The 20,363-nt window shown below is 42.8% G+C and carries 14 protein-coding genes, 1 tRNA gene and 1 pseudogene; 15 read left to right on the top strand and 1 reads right to left on the bottom strand.

From position 1 onward, the window contains the following. The 11 genes and pseudogenes from FQ083_RS07600 to FQ083_RS07550 form a co-directional block, all read left to right on the top strand. Positions 1-109, top strand: a pseudogene (locus FQ083_RS07600) (elongation factor Tu); the annotation flags it as partial. 323 nt (positions 110-432) lie between these two features. Next, positions 433-508, top strand: a tRNA-Trp gene (locus FQ083_RS07595). Between the two features lie 51 nt (positions 509-559). Beyond that, positions 560-1,048, top strand: coding sequence for a preprotein translocase subunit SecE (gene secE, locus FQ083_RS07590; protein ID WP_020444319.1), 489 nt, complete (start codon positions 560-562; stop codon positions 1,046-1,048). Positions 1,049-1,119: 71 nt separating this feature from the next. Beyond that, complete coding sequence (gene nusG / locus FQ083_RS07585) at positions 1,120-1,650, top strand: transcription termination/antitermination protein NusG (protein ID WP_011514494.1); 531 nt, start codon at positions 1,120-1,122, stop codon at positions 1,648-1,650. A gap of 91 nt (positions 1,651-1,741) precedes the next feature. After that, a complete protein-coding gene (rplK, locus tag FQ083_RS07580; protein WP_010201717.1) occupies positions 1,742-2,173 on the top strand; it encodes a 50S ribosomal protein L11 in 432 nt (143 codons plus the stop codon). Continuing rightward, complete coding sequence (gene rplA, locus FQ083_RS07575; protein WP_011514493.1) at positions 2,174-2,875, top strand: 50S ribosomal protein L1; 702 nt, start codon at positions 2,174-2,176, stop codon at positions 2,873-2,875. It begins immediately after the preceding gene. A 403-nt stretch (positions 2,876-3,278) separates the two neighbouring features. Next, entirely contained in the window at positions 3,279-3,806 is a 528-nt protein-coding gene (gene rplJ, locus FQ083_RS07570; RefSeq protein ID WP_011514492.1) for a 50S ribosomal protein L10, read from the top strand. A gap of 126 nt (positions 3,807-3,932) precedes the next feature. Further along, the gene (gene rplL / locus FQ083_RS07565) at positions 3,933-4,304 is read left to right on the top strand and encodes a 50S ribosomal protein L7/L12 (protein ID WP_011514491.1); all 372 of its coding nucleotides are present in this window, start codon (positions 3,933-3,935) and stop codon (positions 4,302-4,304) included. A gap of 752 nt (positions 4,305-5,056) precedes the next feature. Next, a complete protein-coding gene (gene rpoB / locus FQ083_RS07560) occupies positions 5,057-9,175 on the top strand; it encodes a DNA-directed RNA polymerase subunit beta (RefSeq protein ID WP_011514490.1) in 4,119 nt (1,372 codons plus the stop codon). Positions 9,176-9,326: 151 nt separating this feature from the next. Then, entirely contained in the window at positions 9,327-13,547 is a 4,221-nt protein-coding gene (gene rpoC / locus FQ083_RS07555) for a DNA-directed RNA polymerase subunit beta' (protein WP_041753252.1), read from the top strand. A gap of 227 nt (positions 13,548-13,774) precedes the next feature. Continuing rightward, the gene (locus FQ083_RS07550; RefSeq protein ID WP_149409406.1) at positions 13,775-14,299 is read left to right on the top strand and encodes a DUF6586 family protein; all 525 of its coding nucleotides are present in this window, start codon (positions 13,775-13,777) and stop codon (positions 14,297-14,299) included. Between the two features lie 178 nt (positions 14,300-14,477). Here FQ083_RS07550 and FQ083_RS07545 read toward each other — a convergent pair whose 3' ends face one another. Then, on the bottom strand, positions 14,478-17,171 hold the full coding sequence (locus tag FQ083_RS07545) for a penicillin-binding protein 1A (RefSeq protein ID WP_149409405.1): 2,694 nt from the start codon (positions 17,169-17,171) through the stop codon (positions 14,478-14,480). A 195-nt stretch (positions 17,172-17,366) separates the two neighbouring features. Between FQ083_RS07545 and pilM the strand changes: the two genes are divergently transcribed. The 4 genes from pilM to FQ083_RS07525 are packed head-to-tail and all read left to right on the top strand — an operon-like array spanning position 17,367 to position 20,354. Continuing rightward, positions 17,367-18,422 carry a type IV pilus assembly protein PilM gene (gene pilM / locus FQ083_RS07540; RefSeq protein ID WP_133104812.1) on the top strand — a complete coding sequence of 352 codons (1,056 nt, stop codon included), beginning with the start codon at positions 17,367-17,369 and terminating at the stop codon, positions 18,420-18,422. Continuing rightward, the gene (locus tag FQ083_RS07535; protein ID WP_149409404.1) at positions 18,422-19,087 is read left to right on the top strand and encodes a PilN domain-containing protein; all 666 of its coding nucleotides are present in this window, start codon (positions 18,422-18,424) and stop codon (positions 19,085-19,087) included. Before pilM ends, FQ083_RS07535 begins: the two co-directional genes overlap by 1 nt. Continuing rightward, on the top strand, positions 19,084-19,815 hold the full coding sequence (locus FQ083_RS07530) for a type 4a pilus biogenesis protein PilO (protein ID WP_133104810.1): 732 nt from the start codon (positions 19,084-19,086) through the stop codon (positions 19,813-19,815). The genes FQ083_RS07535 and FQ083_RS07530 overlap by 4 nt, the downstream gene beginning before the upstream one ends. Beyond that, positions 19,815-20,354: a pilus assembly protein PilP gene (locus FQ083_RS07525; protein ID WP_133104809.1), complete on the top strand. Its 540-nt coding sequence runs from the start codon at positions 19,815-19,817 to the stop codon at positions 20,352-20,354. The genes FQ083_RS07530 and FQ083_RS07525 overlap by 1 nt, the downstream gene beginning before the upstream one ends. Positions 20,355-20,363 lie beyond the last annotated feature (9 nt).

The following is a 20,363-nucleotide window of genomic DNA, read 5'->3' as shown; positions in this document are numbered from 1 at the left end:
GGGCGTAGAGCTTATCCACCCAATCGCTATGGACAAAGGTCTTCGCTTCGCTATTCGTGAAGGCGGCCGTACTGTAGGCGCTGGTGTTGTTGCTAACGTATTGAACTAATACTTAACGCTGTCAGAGCAATCTGATTGTTGTTAATAATTAGTCAAAAGCCATCCTCGAAAGAGGGTGGCTTTTTTGTGGGTATGGTTTGCTAAATCGCAGAAGTGCTAATCAATTTAGTATTTATTAAAATAAGGTCTGTATGTTTAAAAATTTAAAGCAATAAATCTATCTCAGATTTTGACTTCAGTTTTTGATTTTAAACAGAATTTTCTGACTTTTCTTCATCAAAGTAATTATTCATTGTATTAAGCAAATAAAATATCGTCTTAAAACTTGCATTCTTAGTAAAACCTTGTATAATTATCAGCCTTAACACCCCTAGGCGATTGGCTCAATTGGTAGAGCATCGGTCTCCAAAACCGAGGGTTGTAGGTTCGAGTCCTACATCGCCTGCCATCTTCTTATCACATCTTTGTCATACCCCACCATCTCCGAAGTGAGTTCTTTATGAGCAATAATCAAGATAACCTCGAGACTAAGTTATCTGATGCCAAGGCAGTTGCTGGTGGAATGCTGTCCAAAGATAAGCATATTTCAGCAGGTAATCAAACGACTGCTGTTGAGATTGCTAAGACGGGTTCAGTAAAAGATGTGATTTTGTGGCTACTAGCCGCAGTTGTTTTAATTGGTGCAACGTTAGTTAATCAATATCTGCCCGGCTATTGGCAACCTGCCAATGACCTTTGGGTACGTATTGGTATTATCGTTGCGCTTTTTGTATTTGCGCTGTTATGTCTTGCAATGACAAATCAGGGCCGTGCATTTAAAACTTTATTGAAAGACGCTGCTGTAGAACTACGCCGCGTTACTTGGCCTGGCAAAGACGAAACCTTCCAATATACATGGCAAACGATTGTCATGATTGCAGTTGTTGGTTTATTAGTTTGGCTATTAGATAACTTTTTTAATTGGTTCGTTGGCATATTTATTGGTTAATGGCGCGTATTAGCGACTGTTTAGCCAAGATTTATGGATAACGACTTACTTATAATGATCAGGAGCGTGATATGCGTTGGTATATTGTCCAAGCATTTTCAGGATATGAAAAGCAAGTACAGCGTTCATTAACTGATCGTATTAATCGTAGTGAATTCGCTGAGTTTTTCGGCGATGTATTGGTACCTACTGAAGAAGTCGTCGAAATGAAAGACGGCAAAAAACGTAAAAGTGAGCGTAAGTTCTTTCCGGGTTATGTATTGATCCAGATGGATATGAACGACAATACTTGGCACATCGTTAAAGATTGCCCACGTATTATGGGCTTTGTTGGTGGTACGCCAGAGACGCCTGCGCCGATTACGGAAGTAGAAGCTGATCGTATTCTAAACCGTTTGAATCAGACTGAAACTGACCCGCGTCCTAAGACTCTATTTGAGCCGGGCGAAGAGTTGTTGGTTATCGATGGTCCATTCACTGACTTTAAAGGGTTGGTTGAAAAAGTGGATTACGAAAAGTCTAAATTACATTTAACTGTAAACGTATTTAATCGACCGACTCAGGTTGAGCTTGAGTTTAGTAAAGTTGAGAAGCTAGATTAAATCAGCAAAAGAGTTCATCAACCGGGGAGCTGTTAGTCAATAAGGTTTATACCACATTGATTTGGCGCTATTACCCATTTAGGAGAGTATCATGGCTAAGAAGATTGATGGTTACATCAAACTGCAAGTGCCTGCAGGCAAAGCAAATCCTTCACCACCGATTGGTCCAGCATTGGGTCAAAAAGGCGTGAACATTATGGCGTTCTGTAAAGAATTTAACGCTGCGACCTCAAACCAAGAGCCGGGTTTACCGATTCCTACTGAGATCACTGTATACAGCGATAAGTCTTTTACCTTCATCATGAAGTCACCACCAGCTGCTTACCTTTTGCGTAAGGCTGCTGGTATTGCTAAAGGTTCTGGTACACCTAACACCGCTAAAGTCGGTAAAGTTGACCGTGCTCAGTTAGAAGACATCGTTAAGACTAAAGATGCAGATTTAACTGCTGCTGATCTTGACGCTGCTGTTCGTACCATCGCTGGTACTGCACGTTCAATGGGCATTACCGTGGAGGGTGTGTAAATGAGTAAACTTACTAAGCGTCAAAAAGAAATCAATAGCCGTATTGAGCACGAAAAACAATACACGATCGAAGAAGCGGTTCAAATCCTAAACGATTTACCAGCTCTTAAATTCAAAGAGTCTATTGATATCGCTGTAAACTTGGGCGTTGACCCACGTAAATCTGATCAAGTCGTACGTGGCGCAACCAATCTACCTGCGGGTACTGGTAAAACCAAACGCGTTGCTGTATTTGCTCAAGGTGCTGCTGCTGAAGCCGCCAAAGAAGCTGGTGCTGACATCGTTGGTTTTGAAGACCTAGCAGAATCAATCAAAGCCGGTAACATGGACTTTGACGTGGTTATCGCTGCTCCTGATGCCATGCGTGTTGTTGGTCAGTTAGGTACTATCTTAGGCCCACGTGGTTTAATGCCTAACCCTAAAGTCGGTACGGTTACGCCTAACGTTGCTGAAGCCGTTCTTAACGCTAAAGCTGGTCAAGCACAGTATCGTGTAGACAAAGCAGGTATTATCCATACGACTATCGGTCAAGTTGGTTTTACTGCTGAGCAAGTAATCCAGAATGCTGAAGCACTCATTTCAGATTTGAGACGTGCTAAGCCTGCTACTTCTAAAGGTACTTTCATTAAGAAAATTACCTTGTCTAGCACCATGGGTCCTGGTCTAAGTATCGATCCAGTTCCATACCGCACAGCGAAATAATTAAGTATGATCTGTTATTCAACGATTTTGAATAATGGGACAAAATATTTTAAAGAATTAGGTCAGCGTAGCAAACGCTATGCTGTCTAAGACCGTAGGTAGACAGCGGTTTGGTAAAATGGATTATGACTCTTGTAGATCAAAATTCATTACATTGAGCTGCTGTTGTTAATCGATGACAGATGAAAATCTTAATTGTCCTACGCAGACGGTGGCCCACCCAGTTGTTGATAAGAGCCGATAGGGCAACCTATCACTTGATGTCATTCTGATAACGGTGCCGTAATCAGTCGTTATGAGTACATTTGTTTTTAATAAATATACTCGTAACGTGTCGTATCAAGTCAATCTTAGTTTGTAATTTAGATTACAGGATGATTGATTAGATTAAAGGAGTCAACTTATGGCATTAACGCTAGAGCAAAAACAACAAGTTGTGGCTGAAGTGTCTGAAGTTGCTGCTAATGCTTACTCAGCAGTAGCTGCCGAATATCATGGTATTGGTGTTGCAAAGCTTACTAAGCTACGCGAACAAGCCCGTGAAAAAGGCGTCGTTTTGAAAGTGGTGAAAAATACCCTAGCAAAACGTGCGTTTGAAGGCACTAAATTTGAGAGCATGTCAGACCGTATGACTGGTCCATTACTTTTGGCTTTCTCTATGGAAGATTTGGGATCTGCCGCTCGAGTCATTTTTGACTTCAGCAAAGATCACAAAGCTTTAGAGACCAAATTGGTATCAGTTGGTGGTGTTGTTTATGGTCCAGAAGAGCTAGAGCGCGTATCGAAGCTACCAACTCGCGACGAAGCAATCTCTATCTTGATGGCTACTATGAATGCACCAGTGACCAAGCTTGTCCAGACTATGAACGCAGTTCCTGGCAAGTTCGTTCGCACTGTTGCAGCAATCAAAGACGCAAAAGAAGCTGCTTAATTGCTTGTTTTAACGTAACTTTGACATCGCCGATTGCACTTTATTGCCAACACTATTTGAAAATTTGGCAAGCAATCCAAGCGATTTTAAAATCAATTAATTTTTATCAGATAACGGAGAGTTCTCATGGCACTATCTAAAGATGACGTGTTAAACGCAATCGCTGAAATGTCAGTAATGGATATCGTTGAATTAATCAGCGCTATGGAAGAAAAATTCGGCGTAACAGCTGCTGTTGCCGCTGCACCTGCTGCTGCTGGTCCTGCTGCTGCTGCTGCTGAAGAAAAAGACGAGTTTGACGTTGTTCTTGCCAGCTTTGGCGAGAAGAAAGTTGGCGTAATTAAAGCCGTACGTGAAGCTACTGGTCTTGGCCTGAAAGAAGCGAAAGATTTGGTTGAAAGCGCTCCAGCTCCAATCAAAGAAGGCGTTAACAAAGCTGAAGCTGAAGAGTTGAAAAAGAAACTTGAAGAAGCTGGTGCAACTGTTGAACTAAAATAGTTTAACGGCAGTACGAAAAAAAGCTGGTAATGCCTTGCATTATCAGCTTTTTTTTACTATAATTCGTAGCTTGACCTTTTGTGTCTGCCAACAGTCGTAAGCAACAACACGGTGGATACCCATCAAAAGGACAGACGATATACATGCAAGCACACTTAGTAGTTATTGAAATCAGATAATGTGGCTAAACGTCAATAGATGTTTGGCATTTTTTTGTGTCTGCACGTTTTCTATTAACATTATCACTTATATTGACTCTGAATATTATTATTTATAAGCATTATAATTGTCCTATATATTACTAATCAAAAACTATTGAATAAGCTTTCTAGCGTGATTTTACTGTCAGTATATAGGCTCGTAGACGGTATACATCAGCGACGATATTGATTTTGGCAGTAACCAGTTTGGATGTTAAATCGTTTATACACAATGCTAGTCGCATTTATATTTAGATAAAGCAACTGTCACTTAAGCTTTAAAAGTGACATATTGGCAACACTTTAAGATTGAAGTTTTCGCTCTGAGCAGTCATATAGGCTGACTTAAATGAAGATAGCAAGATCGTATTTAGAGTGCAAAGCAAGCACTGATTGTTAAAATAGTAATTGATACAACGCCCTAAAAAGATTAACTGTGCTTTAAAAAGAACACCTGTTTTATATTATCGTTTACGTCGCTTAGTTTGCATAGTATTTATGCACGCCAGCCGCGATTTTAATTTGTTTCCACGTTTACTGTAAGGACTCTCGATGGCATATTCTTATACTGAAAAAAAGCGTATTCGCAAAAGTTTTGCTGAATTGCCTACTGTGATGGACATTCCCTATTTGTTGTCTATCCAAGTAGATTCTTATGAGCAATTTTTGCAAGAGCATAAAAAGCCAAAAGCTCGTGAGAATACTGGCTTGCAAGCTGCATACTCTTCTATTTTCCCAATTGAGAGTCACTCTGGTAACGCAGAGCTACAATTCGTTGAATACTATTTAGGTACGCCTGAATTTGATGAGCGTGAGTGTATCTTACGTGGTTCGACATTTGCTGCGCCTATGCGTGTCAAAATTCGCTTAATCATCAAAGACAAAGACAGCAAAGATAAAGACAGCAAAGCGGCTATTAAAGATATCCGTGAGCAAAGCGTCTATATGGGCGAGATGCCATTAATGACCGCTAACGGTACCTTTATTATTAACGGTACTGAGCGTGTAATTGTATCTCAATTACATCGTTCACCTGGTGTGTTCTTTGACCATGATAAAGGTAAGTCGCACTCAAGTGGTAAGGTGCTTTATAACGCGCGTATCATTCCTTACCGTGGTTCATGGTTAGATTTTGAGTTTGATGCAAAAGACTTGGTTTTTGCTCGTATTGACCGTCGTCGTAAGTTATTGGCGTCTATTATTCTACGTGCTTTAGGCTTAAGTACTTCTGAGATCTTAGATTTATTCTTTGATAAAGTGCGAGTTTATAAAGGCGAAGAGCAGTTCGAGATTGATCTAGTTGCAGATCGCTTACGTGGCGAGATGGCACAGTTCGACATCGTGACTCCTGCAGGTGACGTGGTGGTTGAGCAGGGCAAACGTATTAATGCTCGCCGTATCCGTCAGCTTGAAGAAGCCGGTATGACAAAAATCTCGATTCCTGATGAATACTTATATGAGCGCATTTTAGCCGAAGACATCATCGTTAATGATGAAGTTATTGCTCGTGCTAATACGCTGATTGACCATGAATTATTGGTTAAATTAAGTGCGTTTGAAGCCAGTGAATCTATCAAAGAATTTAGTATTCTGTTTACCAACGATATCGACCAAGGTAGTTATATTGCCGATACGCTACGTGCTGATAGCACGTCAAGCCGTGAAGAAGCTTTGATTGAAATTTATAAAGTCATGCGCCCAGGTGAGCCACCAACGGTTGAAACTGCTGAGAAACTTTTTGACAGCATGTTCTTTAACGCGGATCGTTATGACTTATCGAATGTCGGTCGTATGAAGTTTAACCGTCGTTTAGGTCTTGATTTTGTAGATACCGATGACGCTGATATTCAGCGTGAACGTAGCGTATTGACCAATGCCGATATCGTTAACGTTCTAAAAGAGCTTATCGAGATTCGTAATGGTCGCGGTGAAGTCGATGATATTGATCATTTGGGTAACCGCCGTATTCGTTCGGTTGGCGAGATGGCAGAAAACCAATTCCGTGTTGGTCTAGTACGTGTTGAACGTGCCGTTAAAGAGCGTTTAAGCTCAGCAGAATCCGATAACTTATCGCCACAAGATTTGATTAACTCAAAACCTGTTGCTGCTGCGGTCAAAGAATTCTTTGGCTCGAGCCAGTTATCGCAGTTTATGGATCAGAATAATCCATTGTCTGAAGTCACGCATAAACGCCGTGTGTCTGCATTAGGACCCGGTGGTCTGACCCGTGAGCGTGCAGGCTTTGAAGTACGTGATGTACATGATACCCATTATGGCCGTGTATGCCCAATTGAGACTCCTGAAGGTCCAAACATTGGTTTGATTAATTCATTAGCGACTTTTGCTAAAACCAACAGCTTTGGCTTTTTGGAAACACCTTATCGCCGTGTAGTTGATGGTAAAGTAACGGACGTTATTGAATATCTGTCAGCGATTGAAGAAGTCGGTACGGTCATTGCACAGGCTGATTCACCAGTAACTGCCGATGGCGCGTTATCTGATGAAATGGTTAGTGTGCGTAGCTATGGTGAATTCGTCCGTATGCCGCCAGAAAAAGTGACGCATATGGATGTGTCGCCAAGTCAGGTTGTATCGGTAGCCGCAGGTCTGATTCCATTCCTAGAGCATGATGATGCTAACCGTGCCTTGATGGGCTCAAACATGCAGCGTCAGGCAGTTCCTACGCTACGTGCTGATAAGCCGTTAGTAGGTACGGGTATGGAGCGTCACGTTGCTCGTGATTCTGGTGTTTGTGTCATCGCTAAGCGTGGCGGTGTAATCGAAGACGTAGATGCCTCACGTGTTGTGGTTCGTGTAAATGAAGATGAGATGATTGCTGGTGAAGCCGGTATTGATATCTATAACTTAGTTAAATATACGCGTTCTAACCAAAACACTTGTATCAACCAACGTATTATCGTTAACCAAGGCGATGCTATTGCTGTAGGTGATATCTTGGCCGATGGTCCGTCGACGGATCTTGGTGAGTTGGCATTGGGTCAGAACATCCGCATCGCATTTATGCCGTGGAATGGTTACAACTTTGAAGATTCAATCTTGCTGTCTGAAAAAGTAGTTAAAGAAGATCGTTTCACTACTATTCATATCCAAGAATTGACTTGTGTGGCACGTGATACCAAGCTTGGAACCGAAGAGATTACTGCGGATATTCCAAACGTTGGCGAAGCAGCTCTATCAAGTCTCGATGAAGCTGGTATCGTTTATATCGGTGCTGAAGTTGATGCTGGTGATATCTTAGTTGGTAAAGTGACGCCAAAAGGTGAAACACAACTAACGCCAGAAGAGAAATTGCTCCGGGCTATCTTTGGTGAAAAAGCGGCTGATGTTAAAGATACGTCGCTACGTGTACCAACATCAAGCAAAGGCACGGTTATTGACGTTCAAGTCTTTACTCGTGACGGCGTTGAAAAAGATGCACGTGCAAGAGCGATTGAAAAATCGCAGCTTGATAGCTATCGCAAAGATTTAAAAGAAGAGCTACGTATCTTTGAAGAAGCCGCTCGTGGTCGTATTGGTAATCTATTAGATGGTCAAAAAGTCAGCGGTGGTTCTGGTCTAAAAGCCGGTACAGTGATGGCATTGGCTGATATGAAAGATATGAGCCTTGAGACTTTGCTTGATATTCAGCCTGTTGAAGAAGAAATCTCTGAGCGTCTAACGCAAATCGCTGAGTATTTGGTTGATAAGCAAAAAGATATCGATGTGAAGTTTGCTGAGAAAAAACGCAAATTAACCGCTGGTGATGACTTACAACATGGCGTACAAAAAATCGTTAAGGTATATCTAGCGGTTAAGCGTCGTATTCAGCCTGGTGATAAAATGGCTGGTCGTCATGGTAACAAAGGTGTGGTATCACGCATTATGCCAGTCGAAGATATGCCTTATGATGAAAATGGTAATACCGTTGACATCGTCTTGAACCCGCTTGGTGTACCATCTCGTATGAACATCGGTCAGGTTCTAGAAACGCATTTGGGTATGGCGGCAAAAGGCTTGGGCGAGAAGATCGATGGTATGCTCAAATCGCAAGCAGCGATCAAAGATTTACGTGATTTCTTAGATAAAATCTATAACCAAGTCGGCGGTGAGCAAGTGGATCTTGATAGCCTGAGTGATGATGACATCATGGCGCTAGCAGATAACTTGCGCGCTGGTGTACCAATGGGCACAGCAGTATTTGACGGCGCAAGAGAAAGCCAAGTTAAGGATCTGTTAGAGCTTGCTGGTATGGATCGCGATGGTCAACAGACGTTGTATGATGGTCGTACTGGTCAGAAGTTTGACCGCAAAGTGACTGTTGGCTACATGTATATGCTTAAACTTAACCATTTGGTTGACGACAAGATGCATGCACGTTCAACTGGTTCTTACTCACTAGTGACGCAGCAGCCATTGGGCGGTAAAGCTCAGTTTGGTGGTCAGCGCTTCGGTGAGATGGAAGTCTGGGCACTAGAGGCTTACGGCGCGACATATACGCTACAAGAGATGCTGACTGTGAAGTCGGATGACGTTGAAGGCCGTACGCGTATGTACAAAAACATCGTCGATGGTGAGCAATATATGGATCCAGGTATGCCTGAATCGTTTAACGTATTGACCAAAGAAATCAAATCACTGGGTATCAATATTGAGTTAAAACAAAGCAACTAAATCCGTTGTTTAACTTAGTTATCAACTAAAGGCAGTATGCTCATTGCTGCTGCTTTTAGTAATTTGTCTCAACCCTATTCATTGCCTTCATTCATCGTGGCCGCGCTCATAATACGCTGTCAGATGATTATAAAGATAACGGAGAAGCAACTTGAAAGATTTACTCGATATCATGCAAAGCCCTACCAGCAATGGTAACCATGAGTTTGATAGCATCCAAATTACCTTGGCATCGCCTGACGTTATTAAGTCATGGTCGCATGGTGAAGTAAAAAAACCTGAAACCATTAACTATCGTACGTTCAAACCTGAACGTGATGGTCTTTTTTGTGCCAAAATTTTTGGTCCAGTAAAAGATTTTGAATGTTTATGTGGTAAATATAAGCGTCGTAAGTTCCAAGGCGTTATCTGTGAAAAATGTGGCGTTGAAGTCACGACCGCTAAAGTTCGTCGTGACCGCATGGGTCATATCGATTTAGCGAGCCCTGTTGCGCATATTTGGTTCTTAAAATCATTGCCAAGCCGTATCGGTCTATTGCTAGATATGACACTCCGTGATATCGAACGCGTTTTGTATTTTGAAAGCTACATCGTGACTGAGCCAGGTCTGACCTCTTTAGAGAAGTATCAGCTGCTTGATGACGAAGATTATTATAAAGCCCTTGAAGAATTTGGCGATGAATTCACTGCCAAAATGGGTGCTGAAGCGGTTCAAGACCTTTTAAAAGATATCGACTTAGATTTAGAGATTGATGAGCTGCGTGAAGCGATTCCGCAAACGGGTTCTGAAACCAAGCTTAAAAAGATGTCTAAGCGTCTTAAATTATTAGAAGCATTCCGTGATTCTAATAACAAGCCTGAGTGGATGGTAATGAATATCTTGCCAGTACTACCACCAGATTTGCGTCCGCTAGTACCACTAGAAGGCGGTCGTTTTGCAACATCAGATTTGAACGATTTATATCGCCGCGTTATTAACCGTAATAACCGTTTAAAGCGCCTGCTTGAGTTAAGTGCTCCTGATATCATCGTACGTAACGAAAAACGTATGTTGCAAGAATCAGTAGATGCCTTGCTTGATAACGGTCGCCGCGGTCGAGCTATTACTGGTAGTAATAAGCGTCCATTGAAATCTTTGGCCGATATGATCAAAGGTAAGCAAGGTCGTTTCCGTCAAAACTTACTAGGTAAACGTGTTGATTATTCTGGTCGTTCGGTGATCGTTGTTGGTCCAACCCTACGTCTACATCAGTGTGGTCTACCAAAGAAAATGGCACTTGAATTGTTCAAGCCATTTACTTACAACAAACTATTGTCTCATGGTTTGGCGACGACGATTAAAGCTGCCAAAAAGATGGTAGAGCGTGAAGAGCCACAAGTTTGGGATATGCTGGCCATGGTTATCCGTGAGCATCCAGTACTTCTTAACCGTGCACCAACGCTTCACCGTTTGGGTCTACAAGCGTTCGAACCAGTACTAATTGAAGGTAAAGCGATTCAGCTCCATCCTCTAGTTTGTACCGCATTCAACGCCGATTTTGATGGTGACCAAATGGCCGTTCACGTGCCATTGACACTAGAAGCTCAGCTTGAATCTCGTGCGCTGATGATGTCGACCAACAACATCTTGTCTCCTGCGAACGGTGAGCCAATCATCGTACCATCACAGGATGTTGTATTGGGATTGTATTACATCAGCCGCTCGTCAGTAAATGCCAAAGGCGAGGGCATGATTTTTGCTACCGTTAATGAAGCATTGCGTGCGATTGGTTCAAACGATTTACATGTTAACGCCAAGATTAAAGTTCGTGTCACTGAAACGCATATTGATGATGATGGCAATCGTACTAAAGAGACGAGTATCAAAGATACCGTTGCTGGTCGCTTGTTAATCTGGAACATCATGCCTGTTGGTATGTCGTTTGACGAATGTAATGAAGAGATGACTAAGAAGAATATCTCTAAACTGATCAACTCTTGCTACCGTAAAGTGGGCGTAAAAGAAAGTGTTATGTTTGCTGACCAATTGATGTATCTTGGTTTTGCACAAGCGACACTATCTGGTGTGTCTATCGGTATCGATGACATGGTTATTCCACCACTGAAAAAGCAAATCATCGAAGTCGCTGAAGCTGAAGTGCGTGAAATTGAAGACCAATTTGAGCAAGGCTTTGTAACGGCTGGTGAGCGTTATAATAAAGTGGTCGATATTTGGTCACGTACCAATGACAAAGTCGCTAAAGCGATGATGGACAACTTAGCGACTGATAAAATTATCAACGCTAAAGGTGAAGAAGAAGAGCAGAAGTCATTTAACTCTATCTTTATCATGTCAGATTCTGGTGCTCGTGGTAGTGCCGCCCAGATTCGTCAGCTTGCTGGTATGCGTGGTTTGATGGCTAAGCCAGATGGCTCAATCATTGAAACACCAATTAAAGCGAATTTCCGTGAAGGTTTGACCGTACTTCAGTACTTTATCTCAACGCATGGTGCGCGTAAAGGTCTTGCGGATACGGCATTGAAAACAGCTAACTCAGGTTACTTGACGCGTCGTTTGGTTGATGTAGCCCAAGATTTGGTTATTACCAGTGATGACTGTGGTACTGAGCAAGGTTTGCTCATGAAGCCACATATCCAAGGTGGTGAAATCATTGAGAAGTTGGGCGAGCTAGTACTAGGTCGTGTAACGGCACGTGATGTCACTTATAACGATAATGCTGAAAAAATCTTGATTCCAGCGGGTACGTTGATCGATGAGCATTGGGTTAAAGTACTAGATAACAATGCAATCGATGATATCTGGGTACGTTCAGTGATTACTTGTAATATCGAACATGGCGTTTGTTCACAGTGCTATGGTCGTGACCTTGCTCGTGGTCATAAAGTGAATATCGGCGAGTCTGTTGGTGTTATGGCGGCGCAGTCTATCGGTGAGCCTGGTACTCAGTTGACCATGCGTACTTTCCACGTTGGTGGAGCGGCAAGTTCTGCTTCTGTGGACAACAGCATTTCAGTTCGTAGTGCTGGTCAAGCGCATTTTGAAAACATGAAGACTGTACAGCATACCGATGGTCATTTGGTTATCGTATCGCGTTCAGCTGAAATCGCCTTGACCGATGAGCTTGGTCGTGAGCGTGAGCGCTATAAAGTACCTTATGGTTCAAGCGTGCTTGTAAAAAATGAAGACCAAGTTGAAGGCGGTCAAACTATCGCTAAGTGGGATCCGCACACGCATCCTATTATTACAGAATTCGCGGGTACCGCACGTTTCAGTGAGATTACTGATGGCTTAACGGCTACTGTAAAAGTTGATGATGCGACTGGTATGAGCTCGTTTGAGATTCTAGCTACTCGAGATCGTTCAAGCTCAGCAAAAGACTTACGTCCTGCGATTATCTTGAACACAGACGAAGGTAAAGAAGTCGTTTACTTCTTACCTGCTGAAACCATCATTCGCGTTAGCGACGGTGAAAAAGTTGCAGCCGGTTCGATTCTAGGTCGTGTACCACAAGCGTCTTCAGGTACTAAAGATATTACCGGTGGTCTGCCACGTGTAGCTGATTTATTCGAAGCACGTCGTCCAAAAGATCACGCTATCATGGCTGAAATGACGGGTGTTGTTAGCTTTGGTAAAGAAACCAAAGGTAAAAATCGCTTCATTATTACTAATGAAGATGGCGAGATTCATGAAGAGCTGATCCCGAAATGGCGTCAGATTAACGTCTTCGAAAACGAGACGGTAGCTCGTGGTGAGGTTATTGCTGATGGTCCACAGAATCCGCATGATATCTTACGTCTGAAAGGACAAACCGCGCTTGCTGACTATATCGTTAACGAAGTACAAGACGTTTATCGTCTGCAGGGCGTAAAAATCAACGATAAGCACATCGAAGTTATCATTCGTCAGATGTTGCGTAAAGTTGAGATTACTGATGGCGGTGATTCAAACCACTTTAAAGGTGATCAAGTAGAATATGCTGATATCAAAGCATTGAATGCCAAGCTAGAAGCGGAAGACAAATTTCCAGTTCAGTTTGAACGTCAATTACTTGGTATTACCAAAGCAAGTTTGGCAACCGAAAGCTTTATCTCAGCCGCATCGTTCCAGGAAACGACTCGTGTCCTAACGGCTGCTGCGGTCACTGGTAAAGTGGATGAGTTACGTGGTCTGAAAGAAAACGTAGTCGTTGGTCGCTTGATTCCAGCTGGTACTGGTCTTGCTTATCATAAAGCTCGTAAAGAAAAAGCAGAGCAAAAACTGCAAGATAAAGACTTAAATGCGGCGTTTGATATGTCAGCAACGACTGATGCGACAGACTTTGCAAGCTTTGATGAAGCCTTTGCTCAAGAATTGAATCAAGGTAATCATTAAACTAGATAGCGTTTAGTTATTTGAATAAATAAAAAAGCCAGCCTAAGTTGCTGGCTTTTTTTGCTTTAAAATTCCATCACAACAAGTTTTTTCTTGGGAAATGATAAGATAAAATAGTACACTGCATAACCCCATTACTTAAATAGTCAGAGATTTTGGCTCTAGTATTCATAAGTATTCGTAATTTCCGATTATTTTTAGCAGTACTCACTAAAAAGGATAAGTGCATGGCAGATAAAACTCGCGTTGCCAAATATCAAGCTGACCGTACCAATCAAAAGCTATATTTTTGCCGCCTTGCCTGTCAAGCCGCTGCAGACACAACTGACAAGCAGTTATATCAAGCACATTGTGAGACCGCTATTTTTCATCTATACGGTACGTTTTTAGCCTTTTTACAAGAGCTTGGTCACTTTTATAATATAACGTTGACGACGCCGACGTTGCTAGATATCGAAGAAGCACTGATTGAGCGTACGCAAGTATCACCTGAAGTGCAGCGTCTAAAGCAGTTACAGCAGCAAGGATTTCTGGCTGATATAGAACATGCCTATCAGCGTTGTCTATATGCCGTGATATCTGAGCATTCAGTGGATAAGGCGGCTGATGACAAAAAACAAGTGCCTGATTTGATTATCAATGTAGTGACACTTTCCAATCAATGGTTGCCAGATGATGCGACCATACGTGAATGGCGCCAACAGTTTTTGGAGCTGATTGAGCAGCTACGTGCTGGTATGGTGGAATTTTAGTTCTTATGGCTTAGATTATATTTTCAAAGCTTCGTTATGAGTGCTTAATGATTCGCTGCTACCTTTAAGCTAAGTAAGGCACAATATTAAATGCAATTGAAATATGCCCTATAAAAAAGGCTGGCTCAGTGTTTACTGAACCAGCCTTTTTAAATGTATCAATATAGAAAGCAGACTATTACTCAGGCATCGCTGGCATACGTTCTACAGGCTTGACTACTAACGGTTTTGGTTTCTGCGCTGGGCTATTAGTAATACCATTATTAGCAGGTTTAATAGCGGTCGTAACTGCCGGCGTTTCAACAGGTTTTGGAGCAGGTGGCTGGCGTTTCTGAATAGACGTCTTTACTGGTTTTTCCGATTTGCCTGTATCAGTATCTTCGCCATCAAGTTCAGTGACCCCTTCATCCATCATCTCTATAATGTTTTGCTTTTGTTTCTTGGACTTGGCACGGTTATTAATAGAGACCCATTGGCTAGGCGTGTCTTTAAGTTGGGCTTTCATAAAATCCATCCAAACGGGTAGGGCTGCCACACCACCATATTCGCGACGACCCATGGTTGATGGTTGGTCAAATCCCATCCAGACGACGGTTGCATTGGTAGGATGGAAGCCTGCAAACCAAGCATCTTTCGCTTCATTGGTGGTTCCTGTCTTGCCGCCAATATCATCACGTCCCAGAGATCTTGCTTTAAACGCTGTACCACGCTGTATTACATCACGTAAGATATCTGCCATCTCATAAGCGACTTTAGGCTTTAAAATACGCGGAGCTTGTTCAGCGCGTACGTACTGTACAACAGGTGCTTTTAGGCGATCTGATTCTGGACTGGCATCGTAAATGCTAAAATCAATCTTGTTACTGTCTTTAGTAGGGGTTTTACTCTTGTCAGCCTCTATATCAGTTTCTGTATCTTTACTTGCCGGCGATTCTTTAGCGTCGCCTGTTTTATTGTCTTCAGCTAATTTTTTACTTTCCTCTATTTTTGCATCATATTCTTCAGTTAGTTTTTTATTGACATCGTCAAGCTGCTCATTGAAACATAGGGCACAAGCTTGCTGAGGATTGGCTTGAAACAAAAGCTTATTATTATAGTTATAAATTTGTTCAATAAAATAAGGTTGAATGCGATGCCCGCCATTGGCAAAGGTGGCGTAAGCGGTTGCCATTTGTAATGGGGTTGCTTGACCTGTACCCAACGCTAAGGACAAAGTAGTTGGCAGCTTCTCTTTATCAAGACCAAATTCATCTAATAAGTTGCGAGCGTCAGAGATGCCAATTGCTTGCAGCAAGCGAATAGATACTAGATTACGTGATAAATAAAGTCCGCGGCTTAACGTAATATCACCTAAGAAGCGACCATCAGAGTTTTTTGGTTTCCAGTCACCTACTTGCAGCGGGCGATCCGAAACTATACTATCTGGACGATAGCCTTTTTCTAATGCTGCTGTATAGACAAGGGGTTTAATGGTAGAACCCGGTTGACGCCAGCCCTGCAGAGCACGGTTAAATTTACTATGGTTAAAATCAAAGCCACCGACCAAGGCACGAACGCCACCGGTATCAGGATTCATAGAAACCAAACTACCTTGTATCTCAGGTATTTGACCAAGCTGCCAGCCACCACTAGCAGTCGGTATCAGGCGGATAATATCGTTCTTACTCACTATTTGGCTGGCATTGCTTGGAAAATAACCAATGCGATCAGCAGAGATATATTTACGTGCCCAGCGCATACCAGACCAATTAACGGTCACGCTTTCTCCTGAAAGCATGGTCGCCTCAAAACTACTGGTATTCACTTTAGTCACTTTGGCAGGCGACATATTGCTATAGCGACTGAAATTCTTTAGCGGTTCATCATTTGCTTCGGCGCCGCGCCAGCCATGGCGATGCTCGTAAGCAACCAAGCCAGATAAAATTGCCTTTTCTGCATCTATTTGCGCTTGACTATCAACCGTCAAACGTACACGCCAGCCGCCATGCATAACTTGCTCACCATAACGATCAACCAAAGCTGCGCGCGTCATTTCGGCCAAATACGGCATATTAACATCCAACTTTTCTTGATAAAGCTTAATACCGATGGGCGCATTAATGGCTTCGTCATATTGGGTTTTGTCGATGTAACCCAATTCATGCATGCGACCAATAATCCAGTTACGGCGCGTGAGCGCACGGCTTGGATTGGCAACAGGATTGTATTTAGAGGGCGCTTTCGGCAAACCTGCAAGCATTGCCATCTCAGCAATGGTGAGATTTTCTAACGATTTACTATAATATTTTTTGGCAGCCGCACGAATACCGTAAGCGCCTTCACCTAAGTAAATTTTATTGACATAAAGGGTAAGAATGTCGTTTTTACTCAGCTCGTCTTCAATCTTACGGGCTAAAAACAATTCCGTTAGTTTGCGATTTAACGTGCGATCTGAGCTTAGAAAATAGTTTTTGGCGACCTGCATGGTGATGGTCGAGCCACCTGTTTGGCTTTCATCATCCGTCACCACTTCGGTGACCGCGCGCCCTAATCCTTTAATACTAATACCGCTGTGCTGAAAAAATGAAGAATCTTCTGCTGCTAAAAAAGCATGGGTCAAGTCTTCCGGTATCTCTTCAAAGGTAATAGGCAATGATAAACGGTTGCCATATTGCCCAATCAATTTGTCATCACTACTATATATTTGTAATGGCATCTCTAAAGTTGCTGTTTTAATCTCTTGCGTGCTTGGCAACGTTGGCGATAAATACATCGCCATACCATAGAAGCCGATAGGAACGGCAAGCGCTAATACAACCGCCAACGCTAGACAGGCAATGAAAAGCCCCACCAAAAAGTGAATGAGACGAACGGTGGCATTTTTTTTGGTCATAGTCAGACTTATCGATTAAGGTTTGCAACAGATAAAAAACATTATACCTTGAACAAAATAGCCAAGTAATAATAAATGTGTAAGTTAGCCTCTACAGGACATTTAAATGCTTGAATCTATCTGTTAAGTAAAGTATTGTACTAAATTATTACAAATAACTATCAGATTGTACACTTAATATAAGGTATAGAGTTTGTGAGGCTATTTACTTCTAAGAGTCGACATTTGATTGGCGTGGATATTTGTACCACCTCAGTGAAGTTGGTTGACATACAGCGCCAACAAGGCGTTTTTCACCTAAGATCTTATGGTACTGAAATATTACCTGAAGGCGTAGTCATCGACAAACTCATTGTAGACACGGAAGTGGTAGGCAATACTATAGCAGGCTTGGCAAGGCGTTGCCAAGCGGCGGGTAGTAGTGCAGCCACAGCAGTCTCAGGGTCAGCGGTGATTACTAAAATCATCGATATGGATATGGTGCTAAGTGACGTTGAGCGTGAAGCTCAAATTCGTTTGGATGCTGACCAATACATACCTTATCCGTTAGAAGACGTCAATTTGGACTTTGAAGTATTGGGTCCCTCTCTTATCAATGATGACATGGTACAAGTACTGCTTGCCGCCTCTCGTTCAGAAAACGTTGACCAAAGAGTTGATGCCTTAACCTTTGGTGGTCTGCAAACCAAGATAATGGATATTGAGTCGCATGCCATTGAGCGTGCTTTTGGCTTGATGGCAGACAGTCTGCCAAACTTGCCAGATTTGGTGGCGCTGGTTGATATCGGACACAATCAAACAACATTATATGTCGCCAAAAATGGCGAGTTTATCTATAGTCGTGAGCAGTTATTTGGAGGCAGTCAGCTGACAGAAGCCATCCAAAACCGCTATGGCTTGTCTGCTGAAGAAGCTTCTATTAGTAAGCGCGAGCGTGCTCTACCTGATGATTACTATACTGATGTCTTAACACCATTTATAGAAAATACCATCCAACAAATCACTCGCTCTTTACAGTTTTATTTCTCCTCAAGTCAATATAGTAGTATCGATCATGTGGTCCTTGCTGGTGGCAGTAGCTCTATTGCGGGTCTTGCTGGTATGGCGCAGCAGCGATTGGGCGTGCCTGTGAGTATTGCAAATCCGTTCATTAATATGACTATTGCGCCGCATATCGATCATGAGCAACTGGCGATTGATGCACCCAGCTTAATGGCCGCTTGCGGTCTGGCGTTAAGGAGCTTTGACTAATGGCTCGTATTAACCTACTGCCCTGGCGAGAAGATGAGCGTGCCCGCCGCAATAAAGAGTTTATCACCTTAGTGGTGGCAGTGACACTGTTGTCTCTGCTTGCAGCATTTGCGACGTGGAGTTATTTTAATAACGAACTTGCTGAACAATTAGATGCCAATGCACTGATTGAACAAGAAAACGCTCGCTTGGATAAAGCGTTGGTCGAGATTGATAGCTTAGAGCAGCGCCGTGAAGATATCATCTCACGTATGCAAGTTATTCAAGACTTGCAAGGTCGACGTCCTGTACCTGTACGTCTATGGGATGATCTTGCTAAAGCCATTCCGCCAGCGCTTTATTTGAATAATCTAAAACGTGAAGGGGATGTATTAACATTAACAGGTCTTGCTGACAATCCAAACGTGGTATCAAGCTTGATCCGTAATCTTGATAGCAGTAAGTGGATGGGCGATTCAGCCGTAAGTAATATTCAGCAAAACATCACCGCTTATCAAGCAGCCCCCGTTTTGGAAGATACGGTCACTACGCCAGGTGAACAGCCGCGTCCTATTTATCCTGAAGACAGCTATGTGCAGTTTGTAATCACGACTAAAGTACAGTCTGAAACGGCCGTTCCTGTAGAAGGTGCTGATGGCGCTATTGTACCTGGAGGTGAGTTATGAAACTGACCCGTAAAAAAACCCGCATTAAAATCAAAAAGACGGTGATAAGACAAAGAAAACAGTTTGATTTAAATGAGTTTCGCCGCAGTTTTGAGTCATTGGATTCTGAAAACTATGGTAGTTGGCCGCTCCCTGTTAAAGTCACCGTCATTGGTTTTATTATTGCTTTGATTGCTGCTTTGTCATGGGCATTACCAATCAGCAGTAAAATCGATGAAATTACAGCAGCAGAAAGCCAACAACAAACCTTGCTCGATAGCTACCGTGAAAAAGAATCGCGCGCGCGCCATCTACAAGCTTATCAAGCTCAAGTGATTCAAATGGAAGCGGAGTTTAATACTTTGCTTGACCAGCTACCAAAAGATACCCGTGTATCAGAATTGGTTGAGGGTATCAATATGACGGGCGTGGGCAGTAACATACGTTTTCAGGACATATCTGTTGAGCCTGAAATTGAAAATGAATTCTTTATTGAGCAGCCTATTCGTATTGCAGCGTTGGGTGACTACCATCAATTTGGTAGTTTTATTAGTGGTTTGGCAGCTTTACCAAGGATTATCACCATGCACGACTTCGAAGTCAGTAATCCGCAGCCAACCTTGGATGTTTTACCCGAGCTAAATTTGGTATTGCAAACCAAAACCTATCGCTCCAAAGAAGCGGTCCCTGAAGGTGATGCAGCGGCGGCTGAAGCTGTACCCACCGATGCTGCTGCAGGAGGCAACTAATGACTAGCTACAAACTGCCTAAGTTAAGGTTATTGCTGTTAAGCGCTACTGTTTTATCTCTAACGGGTTGTACGGATCGTATCGGTTTAGCAGAACAGGCAATGGCTGATATCCGTAACCAGCCTGCGCAGCCGATTGAGCCTCCTCCTCAGGCCGAGCTGGTAGAAGATTTTGTCTATAGCGCCAGTGCGCAGCGTAGTCCATTTTTGCCACCGAGTTTAGTGAACGTACAAGGTCCGACCACCTTTATTGATGGGGTACGCCCTGATATAACCCGAGTCAAAGAACCGCTTGAACAGTACGAGCTGACACAACTGATTTTTCGCGGTGTGGTTATCTCGCCTGAAGGTCAACAGTATGCTTTAGTACAGCGTCCTGATGGCTCAGTTGCTAGTGTTAGAGTGGGTAATTATCTTGGATTGAATGACGGTCGTATTGTTGAAATCACACCGACTCAGATTAACTTGATTGAAATTGTGCCAGACAGCCGTGCTGGGTTTGTTGAAAAACCCCAGTCACTGGTGTCCCCTATAAGCTAAGTCGGCAGA

The sequence above is a fragment of the Psychrobacter sp. ANT_H59 genome (assembly GCF_008369225.1).
In the GTDB taxonomy this organism is placed as follows: Bacteria; Pseudomonadota; Gammaproteobacteria; order Pseudomonadales; family Moraxellaceae; genus Psychrobacter; species Psychrobacter cryohalolentis.
The sequence above is the reverse complement of the archived record's forward strand: the minus strand, read 5'-3'. Positions and strand labels throughout refer to the sequence as shown.

What these genes read in the sequence shown, in the direction of transcription:
- rplK (WP_010201717.1), top strand. Translation starts at nt 1,742, where the DNA reads ATGGCTAAGAAGATTGATGGTTACATCAAACTGCAAGTGCCTGCAGGC.
- FQ083_RS07525 (WP_133104809.1), top strand. Translation starts at nt 19,815, where the DNA reads ATGACTAGCTACAAACTGCCTAAGTTAAGGTTATTGCTGTTAAGCGCT.
- rplJ (WP_011514492.1), top strand. Translation starts at nt 3,279, where the DNA reads ATGGCATTAACGCTAGAGCAAAAACAACAAGTTGTGGCTGAAGTGTCT.
- rpoB (WP_011514490.1), top strand. Translation starts at nt 5,057, where the DNA reads ATGGCATATTCTTATACTGAAAAAAAGCGTATTCGCAAAAGTTTTGCT.
- nusG (WP_011514494.1), top strand. Translation starts at nt 1,120, where the DNA reads ATGCGTTGGTATATTGTCCAAGCATTTTCAGGATATGAAAAGCAAGTA.
- FQ083_RS07530 (WP_133104810.1), top strand. Translation starts at nt 19,084, where the DNA reads ATGAAACTGACCCGTAAAAAAACCCGCATTAAAATCAAAAAGACGGTG.
- rplL (WP_011514491.1), top strand. Translation starts at nt 3,933, where the DNA reads ATGGCACTATCTAAAGATGACGTGTTAAACGCAATCGCTGAAATGTCA.
- FQ083_RS07545 (WP_149409405.1), bottom strand. Translation starts at nt 17,171, where the DNA reads ATGACCAAAAAAAATGCCACCGTTCGTCTCATTCACTTTTTGGTGGGG.
- secE (WP_020444319.1), top strand. Translation starts at nt 560, where the DNA reads ATGAGCAATAATCAAGATAACCTCGAGACTAAGTTATCTGATGCCAAG.
- FQ083_RS07550 (WP_149409406.1), top strand. Translation starts at nt 13,775, where the DNA reads ATGGCAGATAAAACTCGCGTTGCCAAATATCAAGCTGACCGTACCAAT.
- rplA (WP_011514493.1), top strand. Translation starts at nt 2,174, where the DNA reads ATGAGTAAACTTACTAAGCGTCAAAAAGAAATCAATAGCCGTATTGAG.
- FQ083_RS07535 (WP_149409404.1), top strand. Translation starts at nt 18,422, where the DNA reads ATGGCTCGTATTAACCTACTGCCCTGGCGAGAAGATGAGCGTGCCCGC.